General features: G+C 71.6%; 16 protein-coding genes and 2 pseudogenes. 12 read left to right on the forward strand and 6 right to left on the reverse strand.

The window, feature by feature from the left end:
- Positions 1-381 precede the first annotated feature (381 nt).
- Entirely contained in the window at positions 382-1545 is a 1164-nt protein-coding gene (locus AB0E67_RS33325) for an ROK family transcriptional regulator (RefSeq protein WP_362033990.1), read from the reverse strand.
- Between the two features lie 230 nt (positions 1546-1775).
- On the opposite strand from AB0E67_RS33325, the gene AB0E67_RS33330 reads away from it, so the two are divergent.
- The 4 genes and pseudogenes from AB0E67_RS33330 to AB0E67_RS33345 form a co-directional block, all read left to right on the forward strand.
- Complete coding sequence (locus AB0E67_RS33330; protein ID WP_362033993.1) at positions 1776-4283, forward strand: hypothetical protein; 2508 nt, start codon at positions 1776-1778, stop codon at positions 4281-4283.
- A gap of 56 nt (positions 4284-4339) precedes the next feature.
- Positions 4340-4714: an SDR family oxidoreductase gene (locus AB0E67_RS33335; RefSeq protein ID WP_362033995.1), complete on the forward strand. Its 375-nt coding sequence runs from the start codon at positions 4340-4342 to the stop codon at positions 4712-4714.
- Positions 4711-5652 (forward strand): GNAT family N-acetyltransferase, encoded by a 942-nt coding sequence (locus AB0E67_RS33340; RefSeq protein WP_362033997.1) that lies wholly within the window; start codon positions 4711-4713, stop codon positions 5650-5652. The genes AB0E67_RS33335 and AB0E67_RS33340 overlap by 4 nt, the downstream gene beginning before the upstream one ends.
- Before the next feature lie 218 nt (positions 5653-5870).
- Positions 5871-6345: pseudogene (locus AB0E67_RS33345) on the forward strand (transposase); the annotation flags it as partial.
- Between the two features lie 443 nt (positions 6346-6788).
- Here the strand turns inward: AB0E67_RS33345 and AB0E67_RS33350 are convergent.
- Positions 6789-6995, reverse strand: coding sequence for a hypothetical protein (locus tag AB0E67_RS33350; protein ID WP_362034000.1), 207 nt, complete (start codon positions 6993-6995; stop codon positions 6789-6791).
- Between the two features lie 381 nt (positions 6996-7376).
- On the opposite strand from AB0E67_RS33350, the gene AB0E67_RS33355 reads away from it, so the two are divergent.
- A complete protein-coding gene (locus AB0E67_RS33355; protein ID WP_362034002.1) occupies positions 7377-8024 on the forward strand; it encodes a hypothetical protein in 648 nt (215 codons plus the stop codon).
- A gap of 28 nt (positions 8025-8052) precedes the next feature.
- Here AB0E67_RS33355 and AB0E67_RS33360 read toward each other — a convergent pair whose 3' ends face one another.
- Positions 8053-8250, reverse strand: coding sequence for a hypothetical protein (locus AB0E67_RS33360; RefSeq protein WP_362034005.1), 198 nt, complete (start codon positions 8248-8250; stop codon positions 8053-8055).
- Between the two features lie 480 nt (positions 8251-8730).
- On the reverse strand, positions 8731-10890 hold the full coding sequence (locus AB0E67_RS33365) for a serine/threonine-protein kinase (RefSeq protein ID WP_362034008.1): 2160 nt from the start codon (positions 10888-10890) through the stop codon (positions 8731-8733).
- 185 nt (positions 10891-11075) lie between these two features.
- On the opposite strand from AB0E67_RS33365, the pseudogene AB0E67_RS33370 reads away from it, so the two are divergent.
- From AB0E67_RS33370 to AB0E67_RS33395, 6 genes and pseudogenes are all read left to right on the forward strand, one after another.
- Positions 11076-11285 (forward strand): annotated as a pseudogene (locus AB0E67_RS33370) (hypothetical protein); the annotation flags it as partial.
- 364 nt (positions 11286-11649) lie between these two features.
- Positions 11650-11901, forward strand: coding sequence for an MbtH family NRPS accessory protein (locus AB0E67_RS33375; protein WP_362034011.1), 252 nt, complete (start codon positions 11650-11652; stop codon positions 11899-11901).
- Positions 11902-11933: 32 nt separating this feature from the next.
- Entirely contained in the window at positions 11934-13085 is a 1152-nt protein-coding gene (sbnA, locus tag AB0E67_RS33380; RefSeq protein ID WP_362034014.1) for a 2,3-diaminopropionate biosynthesis protein SbnA, read from the forward strand.
- A complete protein-coding gene (gene sbnB / locus AB0E67_RS33385; protein ID WP_362034017.1) occupies positions 13079-14101 on the forward strand; it encodes a 2,3-diaminopropionate biosynthesis protein SbnB in 1023 nt (340 codons plus the stop codon). The genes sbnA and sbnB overlap by 7 nt, the downstream gene beginning before the upstream one ends.
- Before the next feature lie 362 nt (positions 14102-14463).
- Entirely contained in the window at positions 14464-15084 is a 621-nt protein-coding gene (locus AB0E67_RS33390) for a response regulator transcription factor (protein ID WP_362034020.1), read from the forward strand.
- Complete coding sequence (locus AB0E67_RS33395; protein WP_362034023.1) at positions 15081-15791, forward strand: LuxR C-terminal-related transcriptional regulator; 711 nt, start codon at positions 15081-15083, stop codon at positions 15789-15791. Before AB0E67_RS33390 ends, AB0E67_RS33395 begins: the two co-directional genes overlap by 4 nt.
- A gap of 83 nt (positions 15792-15874) precedes the next feature.
- Here AB0E67_RS33395 and panD read toward each other — a convergent pair whose 3' ends face one another.
- Together panD and AB0E67_RS33405 are read right to left on the reverse strand one after the other, a co-directional pair.
- Positions 15875-16300, reverse strand: a complete 426-nt coding sequence (gene panD, locus AB0E67_RS33400; protein ID WP_362034026.1) for an aspartate 1-decarboxylase — start codon at positions 16298-16300, stop codon at positions 15875-15877.
- Positions 16301-16366: 66 nt separating this feature from the next.
- A complete protein-coding gene (locus AB0E67_RS33405; RefSeq protein WP_362034029.1) occupies positions 16367-17785 on the reverse strand; it encodes an MFS transporter in 1419 nt (472 codons plus the stop codon).
- A 298-nt stretch (positions 17786-18083) separates the two neighbouring features.
- Between AB0E67_RS33405 and AB0E67_RS33410 the strand changes: the two genes are divergently transcribed.
- A complete protein-coding gene (locus AB0E67_RS33410; RefSeq protein ID WP_362034036.1) occupies positions 18084-19004 on the forward strand; it encodes a TauD/TfdA family dioxygenase in 921 nt (306 codons plus the stop codon).
- Positions 19005-19031: the final 27 nt, after the last annotated feature.

Raw genomic sequence — 19031 nt, forward strand, 5'->3', positions numbered from 1 at the left:
GCGACGAGTTCGGCGCGCTCGGGGTGCGCCTTGATCCACTCGGCGTACGTCAGACCGCGGTTGCCGGCGCCGACGAGCGCGACCCGGACGGGCCGATCGGATATCGGAAGGTGGATGGACATTCCCAAGAGCTCCCTGGAGGTGAAGGAGAGGCACGCGACGGACAAGGCGTACGGTGGGGCCGGGAGGCGTCTCGCGCGACGATGCCTGGACGCGGAGCCGTCAACGGTTACCGGGTGCGGAGAGCTGACAGGGGCCAGCTGCCGATGCATACGGCGCGTATCGGGGGCGCCTGAAAGCCGGAAGGCGGACCGCGCAGTGGTCTCTGCGATCCGGAACACGGGCTGCCCAGGTCGATGACGGGAGGTCCGGAACGGCCGTTCACGGGCGCGCCGCCGTGGGCCGCCGGTTGTGCGCGAGATACGTCGTCTCGACGTGCTCGACGGCTCGCCAGATCGCACCGAGCGCGACCCGGTCGTCGCCGAGCGAGGACGGCTGGAGATCGGGGACCCGGATGCACAGCGGCTCCAGACGGTTACGGAGGCGAGGGAGCAGGACGTCGGCGGACTGGGCCAGTCCCCCACCCAGCACGACCCGTTGCGGGTCGACGGTCAGCACCATGGCCGCGAGGCCGAGGGCCACGTCGCTGGCGTAGCGGTCGACGGCGCGCACGGCGACGGTGTCGCCCCGGCGGGCGGCGGCCAGCACATGGGCGGCGGCGTTCCGCGGGGGTACGTCGGACGGGACGGCGGGACAACACGCCAGGCGGGTGGCGGCGGTCGCCCAGGGGGTGACGGGGAAGCTGCCGATCTCGCCCGCCGCGCCGCCGTATCCCCGGTGCACCCGGCCGCCGATGATCAGCGCCGCGCTGAGGCCGAGACCGGCGTGGATGTAGACGGCGTCCTCGATGTCCCGTGCCGCACCGAGGCGTTGCTCGGCGAGTGCTGCCAGCCGGGTGTCGTTGTCCACCAGGACCGCCCCGGCGCAGCGTTCGTCCAGGTGCTCGGCAAGCCGTACACCGGTCCAGTCGGCGGCCGCTCCCGCGAGTACGACGTCTCCCTCCGGGCCGACGACGCCGGTGGTGCCGGCGCTGATCGTCCAGATTTGGTGGGCGTCGATTCCCGCGTCGTCCAGGCACTCGGTCATCACGTCGCCGATGACGGCAAGCCGGTCGGCGCGCCGGATGTCCGGCGGCACCGTTCGGCGGGCCGTGGTGACGACCGTGCCGCAGAGGTCGGCGAGCACGGCGAGGACGCTGTGGGCTCCGATGTCCAGCCCGAAGACGTAACCGGACTCGGCCCGGAACCGGTAACGGCGGGCCGGCCGCCCCACCGCGCCGGGCGCGGGCGGGACTTCGGCCGCCCACCCCTGGTCGGTCAGCTCGGTGGCGAGGTCCTCCGCCGAGGCGCGAGAGAGACCGGTGAGCGTGGCCAGCTCGGTCAGCGTCACCGGCGTGCTGGCACTTCTCAGCGCCCGCAGCGCGCCGAACGCGTTGAGCCGACGCAGCTGCGCCAGGTCACCGCCGGCGAGTCGGGATGCGTCCATGTACTCCTCTTGACGTCGTTTCAGCCGTAGGGATTAATCAGAGAGTCCACGAAAATATTGCGATGGTCAAGCGTCAGGAGGACGCTGAGGCCGCTCAGGTCCGCGAACAAAACGCCCACTTATTGGGAAGACTCTCATAATCTGGAGGGACCACGGTGCCCCGAAAACGCCCTAGACCACTCCTCATCCTGCTGCTCGCCCTGACCGTTCTGGTCGCGGGTCCCGCACCCTTGGCCGCGGCCCGGGGAGGTGGCGGCACCAGCAAATCGGCACTGGACCGGACGTGGTTCGGCCCCGAGGCCGACCTCGGCGTCCAGCAGGAAACGGTCTCCGTCAACGACGCCGTGGTGGGCACGGAGGACGGCCGGCCCACGATGTACACGACGGTCTCCGCCGAGAACGCGATCTTCAACGTCATCGACATCCGGGACAACCGGCTGCTGCGCTCGTTCACGCTGCCTGGCGTGCAGCAGTCCTGGCGGCACGCGATCGGCCCCGACGGCACCGTCTACATCGCCGCCATCACCGGCGGCCAGACGGGAGAGCTGTGGAGCTACAGCCCGGCCGACAAGGAAGTGCGCAAGCTCGGCACCGTTCCGGGCGAAAAGTCGCTGTGGTCGATGACCACGGACCCGGAGGGCAATGTCTGGATCGGCACCTTCCCCAACGGCAAGGTGTTCAGATACGACCCGCAGAGCAAGGACTTCCACGACTACGGGCAGATGGTGCCCGGCCAGCAGTACGTGCGCTCCATCGCCTACCACGACGGATCCGTCTACGCGGGCGTGGGCTCCGTAGGTGACGTCATCCGGCTCGACACCGCCACCGGTACGAAGACGAGGATCTCCGGCCAGGTCCCGGCGCTCCTCGGAGTGGAGCCCCAGGAGGTGCCCTTCGCCTACGACATGGCGGTCGTCGACGGCTGGCTGTTCGTCAAGTTCGCCGACCCGCAGATGAAGCTGCTCTTCTACGACCTCGACGCCGGCATGTGGAGCGACAAGTCCGTCGGCAAGAACACGCCGTCCGATGCGGGGGTCTTCTCCTTCAACCAGCTTCAGTCGCGGGACGGGAAGGTGTACGTCGCCAACAACCGCGAGCTGTACGAGATCGACACGGCGACGCTGGAGTCCCGCTCGACCGGAATCGCCTTCGGTACCTCGCTGCGCGGTGCCGCCTGGATACCGCTCGATGATCCGGACCTCCCCGGGACCTCGCTCGTCACCCTGCAGTCGGGCGGCAGGATCACCGCTTTCGACATCGCGTCACGTCGGAGCAAGGCGCTGCCCTCGGTGGTGCAGGGCGCGCCGAACCCGCTGCACAACCTGGAGGCCGCGCCGGACGGCACGCTGTTCATGAGCGGCTACCCCGGCGGCACCGGGTCCCGATTCGACCCGCGCACCGGCCGCACCACCCGCTTCCCGATGGGCCAGGCCGAGGGCATGGCGGGCCTGGGCGACACGATGTACTTCGGCATCTACCCCGGAGGCATCATCTCCTCGGCGAAGCTGGACGCGGCGACCCCGGCCGTCTCCGAGAAGTTCCGTCTCGGCTCCGAACAGGACCGGCCGTACGTGATGAAGGCCCACGCCGGCAAGCTGCTCATCGGCTCCATCCCCGACTACGGAAAGCTCGGCGGCGCGCTGACCATCTACGACCCCGACGACGGGGAGAAGAAGACCTACCGCGACATCGTCCACAACCAGAGCGTCGCCGGGCTCGCCCAGCGCGGCGGACGGATCTACGGTTCCACCACCGTCCACGGCGGTCTGGGTACCGACGCCACTGAGGCCGAGGCCAAGATGTTCGTCTGGGATGTCGCCGGCGAACGCAAGGTCAAGGAGTTCACTCTCGACCTCCCCGGCCTCGACAGCCCGAAGATGATCAGCGGTCTCAGCTTCGGCCGCGACGGCCTGCTGTGGGGCGCGGCCGACGGATTCCTGTTCGCGATGGACCCGGACACCCTCCAGGTCGTCAAGTACAAGAACGTCTACCCCGAGGTGAAGAACTACGGCATGTGGCGGCCGGTCTACCTCCGCTGGGGCGCCGACGGCCTGCTGTACACCACCCTGGCCAGCAAGCTCACCGTTGTGGACCCCAAGACCATGGACCACGTGACACTCGGCGCCTACGACGAGGAGGTCGCCTTCATGACCCTGGCCCGGGACGCCGACGGCCACGAGAACATCTACTTCCTCGGCAAGACGGCGGAGTCCCGGCTGCGGATGATCCCGGTGCGCCGCGGCCTGCCTGGCGCCGTGGCCGTCGGCAACGCCGGCTTCGAGGTGGCGGCGCTGGACGACGGCGCCGTCCGAGGGTGGCAGGGCGGTGGCACCCTGTTCACCCTCTCCCAAGAGCGGGCGTACACCGGCAGGCGCAGCATGAAGATCGTCGATGCGGCCCGGAGCGGCCCCGAGGCGTCGGCGGAGCTGACCGGTGAGCCGGTGCCGGCTGCCGCGGGGGCTTTCTACCGGGCCCGTGCCAAGGTGTACATCGAGGACGGAAGCACCGACGATTCGGTGCTGCTGCTGACCTTCCTCGACAGGGCCGGCCGGCCCGTCGGCCGGATGGCGAGCGCACCGCTCCGCAGCGCGGACCAGCGGCGCTGGATCGACGCGCAGGCCAGTGGTACGGCTCCGCCTGGTACGACGTCGGTCCGCGTCTCGCTGTACTCGTCCGCGTGGAACCTCATGACCGGATACGTCGACGCGGTGAGCCTTCAACAGACCAGGCGTGGGTGACACCCACGCGCGGACACCGGGCCACGGCGACCGTACGCCGTGGCCCGGTGTCGTCGATGCGGCGCTCAGCCCTCGCCGTCGAACTCGCACCGCACGGCATCACCGCCGACACCCTCGCACTCGGCACGGTCCGGCCCCCCGATCGACGGCGCGTTCCCCCCTTCGACCGCGATGCGTTCGAGACGGCCCACCGGGAGCGTATTCCGCTTGGCTGCTACTCGGTGCCCGACGAGAACGTGGGCGCGCTGCTGCTCGCCTCGGACGCCGGGGCGCACATCAGCGGGGCCCGGATCGTCGTGGACGGCGGAGTGCTCGCCGAACAGATGCACCGGATGCGCTTCATCTGCCCCGCCGCGTACGCGGCGTTACGACGCTCAGCTCTGCCACCCTTTGGTGACCGGGGCAGCACAGAAGGAAATTTGACGCCATGACACACACCTTCCGCACCCTCGCCCCGGCCGACGAGGCAGCCGTGCACGCACTATGGGCGATCTGCTTCGACGCCCCGCACCTCCCGGCACTGCACGCCCTGGACCCCGACCGCCACCGGCGGACCTTCGTGGCCGCGCGCGGTGACACGGTCGACGCCGTCGTCTGCTACGTGCCGCGTCAGCTCCGCGACGCCCGCGGCCGGGTCGAACGGGTGGGCGGTATCGGCAATGTCGCCACCCGCCCCGAGGCACGGGGCCAAGGCCTGGTTCGCCGGCTGCTCACCATTGCCGCCGAGGCCATGACCGCCGAGTCCTGCACATGGTCCCTGCTGTTCACGGCCACTCCCGGGGTCTACGAGCGCTCGGGCTGGACCGGCTTCCGCACCTCCTGGGCTGAGGGCCCACTCACCACTGTTGGCCCACCCGAGCCCCGCTTCCGCATCCGTGCGGCCACCCCGGCCGACGCCTCGCGGCTGGCAGAACTGCACGCCGGATTCAACGCCGCACGCCCACTCACCGCGGTGCGGACGGCCAACGACTGGATCCACCGCGTGCCCGCCTGGTACGGTCCCGGCGCCGAATGGCTCATCGCCGAGGACAACGGGGGGACGGCGGTCGGCTACACCGTGACCCAGCACATCGGCGAGGCCGTCGAGGTCCGCGAGTGCGCGGTGACGGAAGCCGCACCCGCGGCCCTCGGTGAGCTGCTCGCCGCGGTGGCCCGCCGGGGCCGTGCGGCGGGCGCCGCAGTCGGCCGGGCCCACCTCCCCGAGGACCCAGCCGTCCGCGCTGCCCTGCCCCGGCTTCTCGCCCAGGATCAGGCCCGGGAGCGGACGCAGACGGTGGGTATGGCCCGCCCGCTCCTTGCCCCGCCGGAGGCGATACGCGCCACGCTGCAGGCCACGGGAGCAACCCACTGGCATGGCGACTCGTTCTGAGCCAGCAGCCCCAGGGCCCGATGTGTTTGCCTGCCGTCCACTCAGCAGGGCACGTCACCGGGACCTCGGCCAGAACCGGGCGCACTTCGACCTGAGCCCCGTGGGTTCAGTGCCTGCTTTCGATCCCGGATTTTGAGTGGCTTTGTGCCCTGGGCTGGTTGAGTTTCCGAGGACGCTGGACAGGCTGCGGAGCGTGCGTGCGAGGGGTGTTGGGAGCCGGCTCCGACGTTACCCGCCGCGACAAGGACGTGGCACGCGAAGCCTGTTACAGCGTCGCCCAGCTGCAGAACCTCCTCGACGAATGGCTCGTGCACTACCACCACCGCCCGCACCAGGGGCTGCGGCATCCCGTGCTGCCAAAGTTCGCGCTGTCCCCGAACGAGATGTGGGCGGCCCTGGTCACCGTCGCCGGATACGTGCCCGCCGTTGACCGGCAGTGGCTGTCTGGAGCTGCTGCCGGTGCGCTGGCAGCCCATCACCAACCGCGGCATCCAGCTGCACCACCGCACCTACGATGGCGACCTCCTCGGCCCGCACCGGGGGCAGGACTCCGGTGCGGCGGCCCGGGGCGGAAAGTGGGAGGTCCACACCAACCCGCACGACGTCCGCCAGATCTGGGTCCGCCTCCCCGGACTCGGGCTCACGGAGATCCCGTGGATCCACCGAGAACACGCCCACCAGCCGTTCAACGAGATGCCTGGATGCGCGCCCACGGCAAACCCCCGACGGGGCTCACCGTCGTGTCCTGTCCTGCCGCTGCGGTGAGCAGAACGGCCCCGCGCGATCACCGCTCGCCCGCGCCGAAGAGGCCAAGCGCCGCCGTGATCTGGGCGTCGCCCGTCTCAGCAGCCAGCGAAGACCGGGCTTCTGAGGCTGTTGGGTGCAAGTGGTCATTGGTATACGGGAGGTTCCGTTCCGGTGTCAGTGTTGTTCGCGGAGTTTCTTCTTGTCGATTTTGCCGAGCGGGGTGAGCGGTAGTGAATCCCTCAGGTGGACCCGTTTCGGTGCCCAGACCGCGCCCTTGAGGTTACGGACGTGCTCGGTCAGTTCGGCGGGTGTGCTGACTGGTCAGGGTGCAGGACTACCACCGCGGTGACGACTTCGCCCCAGTGCGGGTCGGGAGTTCCGAAGACGGCTCAGGTAGCCACGGCGGGGTGAGTGCACAGTGCGTCTTCGACTTCGCGGGGGTGGACGTTGAATCCGCCGCTGATGATGGTGTCCTTGATCCGGTCGACGATGGTGATCAGGCCGGTGGCGTCCCGTCGGGCGATGTCGCCGGTGTGCAGCCAGCCGCCCGCCAGCGTTGCCGCCGATTGTTCGGGTTTGTTCCAGTAGCCGTCCATCACGAGCGGTTGCCCGATCCTGAGCCAGCACTATGGCCAGGCCGAGGCCCCGAACGCGCTGACCGTCCGGCCAGACATGCGGCGGCCATGACAGTGAACGCCTCGGGCCGCGGCCCGGACAGGAGGGCGAGACCGCTCCCGGGAGCGAGGTCCAGCCGTCCGAACGCGCCCACCCGCGGGGATCGGCGCCCCGTTCTCGGCCAGGGCCGACTCCAGAGGTGGTGGCTGTGGCGGGCGCGTTACTGGACCCGGCCATGGCCGCCCTGGCGTGGGTTGACAGCGGGGCCGGGCGGCCGCGGGCAGGTCGCTCGCACCTGGGTCGGACCGCCGGCGCTCCGGGCATGAATACGCCTGGGGACTACGGCCGTTGAGGAGGAATCAGTGAGCGGGAGACCACGGTGGTGGGCGGCCGGCGCCATGCTGGGCGTCGCCGCTTCGGTGCTGACGTGCGGGCTGGCCGTGGCCGCGGCAGTGCTGGTTCCCGCTTGGTGGCCGCACCCGGCGGTGGCGGCCATCGCGGCGCTGTTGGTCCTCGGCGCCGGGTTCGCATTGATCAGCGTGTGCTTCGTCCGGCTTGATCCCTGGCACTTCGGGGTGACCGCGATCGTGGAGAGTCTGCTGGCTCTGGGGTTGCTGGGGTTTCTCGACCAGGCCGTGCTCGATGTGTGGGGCGAGCCGGTGGACACCGTCGTCACGAAGGCCGTACGGCACGAGAGGAACTCTCCGACAGGGAAGGTCACCCGGTCCTGGTGGGAGTGCTCGCTGGAACGGCTCGACGGTACGGAACTCGAGCGGAATCTGAGGGAGTCGGACCTGATCCCTCTCGGGAAGGCATGCCCCGCCGACGCGAAGGCAGGAGACCGGCTCGTGGTGTACGCGGCGCCAGGAGGCTTCGCCGCGCCGCAGACGAATGCCCCCGTCGGCGGTGTGTGGCTGGTCGTCGCATTCACTGCTGCCGCCACGGCGGCCGCAGCGACGTTCACGGCTGCCGGCATGGCTCGTGCGGGTGCGCCCACGAACCCTTCGTAAGCCCCATACCGGTCGCTCCCCGACGGGGTCAGTCCCCGTCGTCGACCCACCGCTCGCCACATCGTCGGCAACTGCCGCCCCACCATGGGTGGTCCCAGTCGTGCTCGGTGACCACGTCGTTGTCCGTCTCGCCGCAGCGCCGGCAGATCTGCGCGTAGTCGCAGGGTGTGGCCCTGCGGTAGTAGGTGACATAGTCCGGCCGCTGCGCCGCCGGGAGGCTGTCCACCGGGACGAGGCGGTTCGCGTGCCGGACGCACCCGATTTCATGGCCGCAGCGGACACAGGCAGCGGTCCTCCGGCACGGATCGTCCGTGGGTTGCTCGCGCCCGTACTGGTGCAGCACACCGGATCGTCGGAGCCGATCGCAGAACGCACACCGCCACTCGTGAAGGCATGGGGTGGCAGGGTGACCGAGCTCGTCGGGCGCGAAGCGCCGGTCCCTGTGGAGCCCGAGCCGGCACAGCATGCGACGTATGAATCCGGGATGTCGGAGGGGCGGGGTCATCTGTGCGGCGCTCCCCAGGGTCGCAACCATGGCGGTCGGCGCGCCGACCAGCCCCTCGCGTGCATCGTAGGACGCGATTGCACGACAGCGAATGCCCCCGGCGAACAGTGCGTCCCTGATGGCCTTCGAGGAATTCCTCACCAGGCGGCCGGGGACACCCGGCTCCTGACCCCGCCCCACCCCTAGAGCCGCTCGATCCGGTCAGGGATGCGGGGCCTTCCACAGTCGTACGGCACCGTCGAAGGTGGCGGTTGCGACGAGCCGGCCGTCGGGGCTGAATGCCACGCTCCCTACGTTCGATGTGTTTCCGACCAGCTGGGCCTGCAGGTCGTGCTCGGTCGTGTCCCACAGTTGCACCATCTCGCCGCCGAAAACAGCGAGTGTCGTACCACGGGGGCTGTAGGTGACTCCGACCTTCCCGTTCGTCGTCTCGTCGAGGGAGGTTTGGGAGCGGCCGATGGGCGCTCGCCACAGTTTTACCGGCGCGGTGTCGTCGTCGCATGCGGTGGCGAGGTTCTTGCCGGACGGGCTGAACGCCACGGCCAAATCGTTCTCGCAAAGGCCGAAGCGCTCGTGTGCCGTGCGCTTGGCCACATCCCACAGTTGTGCCTCGTACCCGTCGGTGTGGCCGTACTTGTCGTTGCGGTAGCCCGCAGTGGCCAGCGTCTTGCCGTCAGGGCTGAACGCCACCTGCCGGGCATTCATTTCTTCGTCGAGGACGGCGAATTTTCTGCCCTGATCCTTGCCGCTGTCCGCATTCCACAGCCGTACGCCATTGACACCCCCGGTGGCGAGGAGGCGGCTGTCGGGGCTGAACGCCACGCTGTCGAATGTTCCGTAGAAAGGGGCGCTGCTGATGGTGGCGACCAGTCGGTGCTTGGCCACATCCCACAGCCCTAGACCGTCGTCGCGGGTGCTGGCGGCCAGCAGATTCCCGTCGGGGCTGAACGCGACGGCGGTGATCCGGGGCCCGCTGGTGCCGGACTTGGAGCGCTGGGTGAGGAAGGTACGGGTCCGGCGGCCGTCCACATCCCACAGCCGCACCTTGCCGTCGTTGCCGGCCATGGCGAGGGTCTTGCCGTCGGGACTGAACGCCACGCTCGCGGGCTTCTCGGGAAAAGCGGTGAGCGTGGCCATCGGCTCGATCGTGGATGGCGTGGCACGGTCCGCCGACTGGCCGGGAAGCAGGACGGCGATGAGCACGGCGACCAGGACGACTACCCCGATTCCGCTCAACACCAGGGCAGCGGGCGGGTGCGCCGTGACGGCGGCGGGAGGGAGCGGGCTGTCGGTCTCGGGCCGCCTGCCCGCAGCCGGTGGACGCACCGAGGCGCCTGGCCCGGCTCCCGCGCCCTGTCCCAGAGGGGTCGCGGACGAGGCAGGGGAGGTAACGGCGTCGTGGAAGCCCTGTGCGGGGTCGACGACGGTCCGGGCCCTCGGCGGAGATGGGAGGGTATGCCCTGCGCCGCCCGTATCTCCCGGAGCTGAGGCCGAGCGGCAGTAGCGTATGACCTCATCGAGGGTGGGCCGGTGCTGCGGATCCTTTTCCAGGCACCGTGCGGCGATGGTCCGGACGAGTTCGGGGCAGCCGTCGAGGTCGGGGTCCTGTTCCAGAATGCGGTACAGCACACTGTGGCCCGTGCCGCCGAAGGCAGGTCGTGCGGTGGCGGCGAACGCGGCGATGGCCCCGAGGGCGAAGACGTCGCCGGCTTTGGTGACGGTCTGTCCCCTGATGTATTCGGGTGCCATGTATCCGGGCGTCCCGGCGAGCATTCCGGTACTGGTCACGGACGTGACATCCGCGGCTCGCGCTATGCCGAAGTCGATGACCTTGGGGCCGTCGGACGTCAGGAGGATGTTGGAGGGCTTGAGGTCACGGTGGATCACTCCGGCGGCGTGGATGGACTGCAGGGCTTCGGCCACCCGAGCCGTCAGCGCCAGTGCCGCGATGGCCGACAGCGGCCCGTGTCCCGCCACCGCATCGTGCAAGGCGGGACCAGGCACATAAGCCGTGGCCAGCCACGGTTCGTCAGCCTGCAGATCCGCGTCGACCACCGGCACGGTGTACAGACCCTGAACCCGCCGGGCCGCGGCCACTTCCTGCTCGAACCGCTTGCGGAAGCTGCGGTCACTCGCGTATTCACGGTGCACGAGCTTGACTGCCACGGCGCTGCCGGCCGGAGTCCGTGCCAGGTAGACCCGGCCCATTCCACCGGCGCCCAGTACCGCCTCGAGCCGGTACGGGCCTGTCTCGGCGGGATCGCCGGGCCCCAGCGGGCGGGGCGGTGGCGGAGTGGTCGGCCATTCCGGTTCCCCGACGGCGTCCGACGCAGCATGTGGACGGTGGTCCGGTTGGGACATGCCGACTGTCACCCCTCGCTGATCGTGGCCACGCCGCGTCGTCTGTTCGTACCGGCCGGATCCCCATGGATCACCTCTGCGAGGCCTGGCGTCCTCGCAGAGGCCCGTGCCGGTTCGAGCGGGCAACAGGGTAATCGAGCCACGGCCCACCCGTCTGTTCCTGTGAACTCCCCACGGACCACGGTGTGCGCCCCGGCACCTGCTCCGGCCTCCCCCGCGACCGCCCGGTCCCCGGAGCCACCGGTGAGGATCAACGGCGGCTCGAGGAACGCCTCGCCTACCACTCCGCGTTCGTCACCGTCCGCACCCCGGCCATCGACACTCTCACCACGAGCGTGCGGACCCTGATGATCCCGGGCCGCCATCAGGAGGCCACCGCCCGGCCCTCGCTGATCCGTGGAGCAGACCGACCGGGCGCCGGCCAGCGCGTTGCAGCAAGCGCCGCACACCACCCGCACCACCCACGACCTCGGCCGTAGCTGGCACCTGGCCGCCCCACGCCCGCGCCGTCCTCGCCGAAGCGGACGCCATGCCCCGGGATCCCGCGGCCTCGACCAGGAGGCCGCCAGGCTGATGTGCCGGCCACCCGGCCTCCGCGCCGGGGCGGGACGGGTGGTCCGCGGCGGGGGAAGGAACGGCGGCCCGCCGCCGCCGTCACCGCTGCCCGTTTGTCTCTACGGCCGGCCGTCGCCGGAGGGCACGCTCGCTCTGGCGCCGGTATCGACCGCGGCGCCCCCCACCGACCGAGGAGAGACGGCGATGTCCGACCACACCGAGAGCGTCTACCGCGTCGTGCTCAACGACGAGGAGCAGTACTCGATCTGGCAGGCCGAACGGGAACTGCCCGCGGGCTGGCGGGCCGAGGGCACCGAGGGCAGCAAGCAGGAGTGCCTGGACCACATCGGCCGGGTGTGGACGGACATGCGTCCCGCCAGTCTGCGCCGCCGGATGGAGAGCGAGGCCGCCGGAGCGGCGGCCGGTCAGGGCGGACGACAGAGCGTTTCGGCCTGATCCGCCTACCGACACCGAGGGGAAGCCCGGCGATGAACTCCGTCTCCCAGCCGCGATACCGGCCGGCCCTCGTGGCGCGGGCGGACCAGCCCGAGGACGAGGAAGCCGTACCGCCCGACGCCACCGATCTCTCGCGTCCCGCACCCACCGCGTACGGCGCGGACCGCACCGGAGCGCTGGCCGCCGTCGGCGGGACGCCGCTGGTGGAACTGACAAGGCTGCTGCCCGGTGCCCGGTTCCGGGTCTGGGCCAAGCTGGAGTCGGTCAATCCCGGCGGCAGCATCAAGGACCGGTCCGCCTACACCATGCTGAGCCACGCGGTCGCCACCGGCGCGGTGGTGCCCGGCAGCGGCACCGTGGTCGAGTCCAGCTCCGGGAACCTCGGCGTAGGCATGGCGCAGGCGTGCCGCGCCTTGGACCTGCGGTTCATCTGTGTGGTGGACCCGCGCACCAATCCGCAGAACATCTCGATCATGCGGGCGCTCGGTGCGGAGGTGCACGCCGTCACCGAACGCGACCCGGTCACCGGCGAGTTCCAGCCGGTGCGGATCGCGCGGGTGCGGGAGCTGGTCGCCGCGCTGCCCGGGGCGTACTGGCCCAACCAGTACGCCAACCCCCGCAACGCCTGGGCGCATCGGATCACCATGAAGGAGATCGTGGAGGATCTGGGCCGGGCCCCCGACTACCTGTTCTGCACCATCAGTTCCTCCGGCACCCTGCGCGGCTGCGCCGACCTGATCCGCGCCCACCGGCTGCCCACCCGCGTGGTCACCGTCGATGCCGAGGGCAGCGCCATCTTCCGGCCGCCGACCGGGCGCCGGCTGATCCCGGGCCATGGCGCGGCGGTCCGTCCACCGCTCTACCGGGGCGGGCTCGCCGACGAGGTGCTGCACATCAGCGACCTGGACAGCCTGGTGGGCTGCCGCCGTCTGGCGCTGCGCGAGGGGCTGCTGCTCGGCGGCTCCTCCGGCGCGGTGGCCACGGCCCTGGAACAGCTGAGCGGACGCATCCCGGACGGCGCCACCTGTGTGCTGATGATGCCGGACCGCGGCGAGCGCTATCTGAACACGATCTACGACGACGTGTGGGTGAAGACTCAGTTCGGTGAGGTCACCCATCTGTGGAAGGACGAGGGGGCCGATATGGCCGAGAACGGTGAGATGACCGGGGTGACACCATGCTGACGCTCGGCAACGGAGACGTCCGGCGGCTTCTGGACGGGCGGGAGCGGGAGGTGCTGGACGCCGTGCGGGGCGCGTATCTGCGCCATGCCGACGAGGAGACCTCGCTGCCGCATTCGGTGTTCCTCCGCTTCCCCGACGACACCCGCAACCGGATCATCGGGCTGCCCGCCTACCTGGGCGGGCCGGAACCGCTGGCAGGCATGAAGTGGATCGCCTCCTTCCCCGGCAATGTGGCGGACGGCCTGGAGCGCGCCTCCGCCGCGATCATCGTCAACTCCATGTGCACCGGCCGGCCGTTGGCCCTGGTGGAGGGCTCCACCATCTCCGCCCGGCGCACCGCGGCCAGTGCCGCGCTCGCCGCGGCCGCGCTCCCGCCCGAGGGCGGTCGGGAGACGGGTGTCTCGCTGATCGGCTGCGGCGTGATCAACTTCGAGGTGCTCCGCTTCCTGCTGGTGGTACGGCCCGAGCTGAGCGACCTCACGGTCTTCGATCTGGACGCCGGACGGGCGGAGGAATTCCGTGCCCGCTGCGCTGCGGAGTTCGGCGGGGACGGGCGGGTGGTGCGGGTGGCTCGGAGCGCCGAGGCGGCGGTGGGCGCGCATCGGCTGGTGAGCCTGGCGACCACGGCCACCGTGCCGCACCTGGACCTGCGCGCGTGTCGGCCCGGCACCCTGGTGCTGCACGTCTCGCTGCGGGACGTCACGGTGGAGGGCGTCCTGGACGCGGTGAACGTGGTGGACGACCCCGACCATGTCTGCCGGGCCGCCACCTCCGTGCATCTGGCGGAGACCCGGGTGGGTGACCGCTCCTTCATCGACACCACTCTCGGCGAACTCCTGCGGAGCGGGGACGCGGGCCACCGCGACCCCCGACGCACCACGCTGTTCTCGCCGTTCGGCCTGGGGGTGCTGGATCTGGCGCTGGCCGGGCTGGTGCTGCGCGGCGCCCGTGCGGCGGGGATCGGCACCGAGATCACCGGGTTCCTGCCGGAGCCCAGGGTCACCGAGCCCGCCTGAGCGGTCCGCCCCCTCGTCCGGCGCCCCGGGTGGAGCGCCGGACGAGGGGGCGCATGGGGAACGGCCCCCCATATTGCGGCGCTTCCCACCCACCCCCGCGCGAAGAACGGCCCCGCTGGCGGATCAGCAGGGGTCCCGGGGTACGGCCCCCGTCCCGGCACCGGCCGGGACGGGGGCCGTACCGCGTGCGGGACCGGGCAGGCGCGGGGCCGGACCATCCGGGCGGTAGCGGCGGTTCCGGGCGAGGTCGGGGGGCGGGGACGCGGCACAAATCTGGGTGCCGTGCACCGATGTCCCGCGCGGCCGCGGTGCCGATGCTCGGTGTCACCGGCGAGGGCCGGCACAACCGAGGAGGAGAGCCCATGAGGGATCCGGTGCGGGTGAGCGTCATTGCTCTGGACCCGGTGCTGGAGGCAGGCACCCGGAGCGCCCTGGACGGCAGTCCGGAGGTGCGGCTGGCCGTCGGGGAGCAGCGGCCGGACGTGACGGTGGTCGTGGTCGACCGGGTGGCCGACCCGGTGCTGGACCTGGTGCGCCGCACCCGGGCCGCCGAGCACCGTCCGGAGGTCGTCCTCGTGGCCACCGAACTGGGCCCGGTGGAGGCACTGCACGCCATCGCCACGGGTGCCCGGGGCCTGCTGCGCCGCCGCGAGACCAGCGGCCCGCGGCTGGCCCACGCGGTGCTGGCCGCGGCCGGCGGGGACTGCGCGGTGCCGCCCGACCTGCTGGACGGACTCCTGGAGCACCGTGCGGAGGGCGCCGCCCCGGGCGTTGCCGACGCCTGGGGCGCGGCGGGGCTCAGCGAACGCGAACGCGCGGTGCTGCGGCTGGTCGCCGACGGCCGCGAGACCAGCGAGATAGCGGACGAACTCTGCTACTCGGTGCGGACCGTGACCACCGTCCTGCACAACGTCACCCAGCGGTTCCGGCTGAAGAACCGCGCCCACGCGGTCGCCTACGCGCTGCGGGCGGGTCTGCTGTGAGCCGCGCGACGCCGGCCGGCAGCGCGCTCGCGCACGCCTCCGCGGCGTACGGTTCCGCACCGGACCGTGCGCCGGTACGTGTCCATGTGCGCGCCGCCGACGACGGCCTGCGCCGGTCCTGGCACCAGCGGCTCACCGGGGCCGGCATCCCGCTCGCGGAGGGGCCGCGGCCGGATCCCGGGCTGGTGCTGCTGGCCGCCGGCCGCACCGTGGACGAGGCGGTGGAGTCCTGCCCGCCTCCGCAGGGCCGGGGCCGGGACCGCCAAGGGGTCCTGGTGGCCGCCCAGTTGGTCTCCCCCGACAGTGTGCTGCGGGCCGCGCGGGCGGGTGCCCGGACCATCCTGCGGACCGCCGACGCCACGCCGGCGCAGCTGGTGGCCGCCGTGCACTCCGCGCACCACGGCGACGGCCGGCTGCCCTACGGGGTGCTGGTACGTCTGCTGGGCACCGCGCACCAGCCCGGCCCCGGCCCCGTGGCTCCGGCCCCCGACACCGCGCGTACGCCGCAGGCGGCGGCTCCGCTCACCCCGCGCCAGACGGCGGTGCTGACCCTGGTCGCCGAGGGCCACGGCAACGTGGTGATCGCCCGTGCCCTGTCCTGCTCGGAGCACACCGTCAAGAACGTCATCTACGAACTGATGGCCCGGCTCCAGGTGCGCAACCGGGCCCACGCGGTGGCACGCGCGGTGCGGGCCGGTCTGATCTGACCGGCCCGCACGGTTTCCCTGCCCTGTTGCGGGTGACGGGCGCCGGGCCCGAGGTCGGCGGACCTCGGGCCCGGCGCCCGTCCTCAGTTCCGCGGCCGGACGAGGTCGCCGCGGACCGTGCCGCTGCCCGGCGCCGGCTCGGCGAGGTCCGAACCGGTCGGCGACACCTGCCGGTTGTCCTGGTCCACGTGGACGACGCGGGGCACGAGCGCCTTGGCCTCGGCGTCCGTCACGGAGGCGTAGGAGATGATGATGACGAGGTCGCCCGGCTGCACCAGCCGCGCCGCCGCGCCGTTGATGCCGATGACGCCGCTGCCGCGCTCCCCGGAGATCACATAGGTCTCCAGCCGGGCGCCGTTGGTGATGTCGACGATCTGGACCTGCTCACCGGGGAGCAGGTCGGCGGCGTCCATCAGGTCCTCGTCGATCGTCAGCGATCCGACGTAGTGCAGATCGGCCTGAGTGACGATCGCGCGGTGGATCTTGGACTTGAACATGGTACGGAACATGGTGTGTTCTCCGGCATCTTTCGTACGGGGAAGGGGTCGTGGGGGCCGGGCGGGGTGCGCGGCCGCTCAGCGCGGGTCGGCGGGGGCCGCGGAGGCGGGGGCGGAGGGCGTCAGGGCGTCGGCAGGGGCCGGGGTCTTTGAGGCGGCCGGGGTTTCGGCGGGGACGGGGCTCGACGGGTCGGTGATCACGGTCATGGTGGCCCGGCGTACCGGGCGGGCGAGGGTGGCGGCCAGCGCCATCAGCACCATCCACCCGGCCAGCACCGCCACCGCGGCCCGCACACCGAGGCCGTCCAGCAGCAGGCCGCCGACCAGCGCGCCGAGCGGCAGGGCGCCGTTGGCCAGCAGGCTGGAGGCGCTCAGCACCCGGCCGCGCAGCTCGTCGGGGGTGACGGCCAGCTGGTAGCTGCCCACCGCCACGTTCCAGATGGGCCCGACGAACCACATCGCGGTGTAGGCGATCGCGGCCGGCCACAGCCCGCCGCCGAAGGCCAGCACGCACATCAGCAGCGCCCAGACCCAGTTGGCGCCGATGACCAGGGCGTTCATCCGGAGGGTGCGCCCGAACCAGCCGGCGACCAGGGAACCGAGCATGCCGCAGCCCCCGGCCACACCGATCAGCAGGCCGATCGCGGCCGGTCGGGCGCCCTCCTCGGCGAGCAGCACGATCATCACCAGGAAGAGCGCCCGGAAGAGCAGATTGCTGCCGGCCACCAGGAGCGCCGTGGTCCGCAGCAGGGGCCGCCGCCACAGCCAGGTCAGCCCCTCCACCATCCGGCCCGCCTGCCTCAGCACCCGGGTGCGGCGGCTGTCCGCCGCCGGGCCGCCGTCCGTGCCGGCCCCGGCCCGTGCCGGTTCGCCGGGACGGCCCGCCTGGAAGTCCTTGCGGATGCCCAGCAGCGTCGCCAGTGACACCAGGTAGGCGACGGTCTCCAGCACGAACGGCACCACCCGGCCGAGGCCGAAGAGGACGCCGCCCAGCGGGGTACCGATCATGGTGGCGGCCCGGCTGCGCGCCTCGTTCCCGGCCAGTGCCGCGGACAGCTGGCTCCGGTGCACCACATTGGGCACCGCCGCGGTGGAGGCCAGGCCGTTGAGCACCGTGAGCGTGCCCTCCGCGAAGCCGACCACCATCACATGCGCCAGCCGCAGTTCACCGGCCAGCAGCGCCAGCACCACGCTGGCCGCGCCGGCCGCCCGCAGGCCGTCGCACCACATCATCACCCGCTTGCGGTTCCAGCTGTCGACCAGGACCCCGGCCGGCAGCTGGAAGAGCAGGGCCGGCAGCAGCACGACGAACCCGACCGTCCCGGCGGCGGAGGGCGAGCCCGTCACCGCGAGGACCAGCAGCGGATACGCCACCGTGGACGCCGTGGAGCCGATGGTCGCCACCGCCGAACCGCTCCACAGCAGCATGAAGTCCCGGTTGCGCCGCAACGGCGGCGGTTCGGGAACGGCACCCGCGTCGTCGGCGACCCTGCTCATGGACGTGTCCTCCACTCCGACATGGGGGAATCCTCTCGACAGCCGCACCAGATGCCCGGCACACCGGTTGAACGGCCGGGCCGCACGGTGCCGCCAGCGTGCCCGGCGGTGGCGGACCGGCCCCAGGGAAGGACGCGCAGAAAGGAACGCACCCGCCCTGCCGAAGACTTCGCCGGATGTTCTCTGCCGGGGGGACGGGCGTGCGCCGACCCTGGCGGGTATGACTGCGAACCCTTCAGCGCTGTTCGCGCCGGCGGCCGCCGAGCCACAGGCGTCCGGACAGACGCTTCCCCATCTGATGGCCGCCGCGCCCGGTCAGGGGCCCCCCGCGGAGCGGCTGGCCGCCGCCCGCCCGGAGATCCGCGCCCGGCTGCGCGAGCACGGCGCCGTACTGCTGCGCGGCTTCGGCGACGACGGGGTGGACGGTTTCGAGCAGACGGTCCGTACCATCGGCGGTGAGCCGCTGGCCTATGCCGAGCGCTCCTCGCCCCGGTCCACCATCAAGGGCCAGGTGTACACCTCGACCGACTATCCGCCGTCGGAGGAGATCTTCCTCCACAACGAGAACTCCTACCAGGCCACCTGGCCGCTGACGGTGTTCTTCTTCTGCGTGACCCCGCCCGACACCCTCGGCTCCACCCCGCTCGCCGACACCCGGCGGGTACTGGCCGCCATCGACCCCCGGGTACGGGAGGAATTCACCGCCCGCGGCTGGATGGTGGTGCGCAACTTCATGGACGGGTTCGGCGTCCCGTGGCAGCACGCCTTCAACACCGAGGACCGTGCCGAGGTCGAGGCGTACTGCGCACGCAACGGCGTGGTCGCCGAGTGGACCGCCGGGGGCCTGCGTACCCGCGCCCGCCGCGAGGCCGTGCACCGCCACCCGGTCACCGGGGAGCGGGTGTGGTTCAACCACCTCACGTTCTTCCACGTCACCACGCTGAAGCCCGACCTCTGCGCCGCGCTGCGGGAGATGTACGACGAGGCGGACCTGCCGACCAACACCTACTACGGCGACGGCGCCCCGGTGCCGGACGAGGTGGTGGCCCATCTGCGGGACTGCTACCGCGCCGAACAGCGCCGCTTCGACTGGCGGCAGGGCGACGTGCTGGTCGTCGACAACATGCTCGCCGCGCACGCCCGGGAGCCGTTCACCGGCCCCCGGAAGATCGCCGTCGCGATGGCCGAGCCCTCCGGCGGACCGGTCGAGCAGGGCTGACCGGTCCGCCCGCACACCCTCCGCCCG

The sequence above is a fragment of the Streptomyces sp. NPDC032161 genome (assembly GCF_040636995.1).
GTDB lineage: Bacteria > Actinomycetota > Actinomycetes > Streptomycetales > Streptomycetaceae > Streptomyces.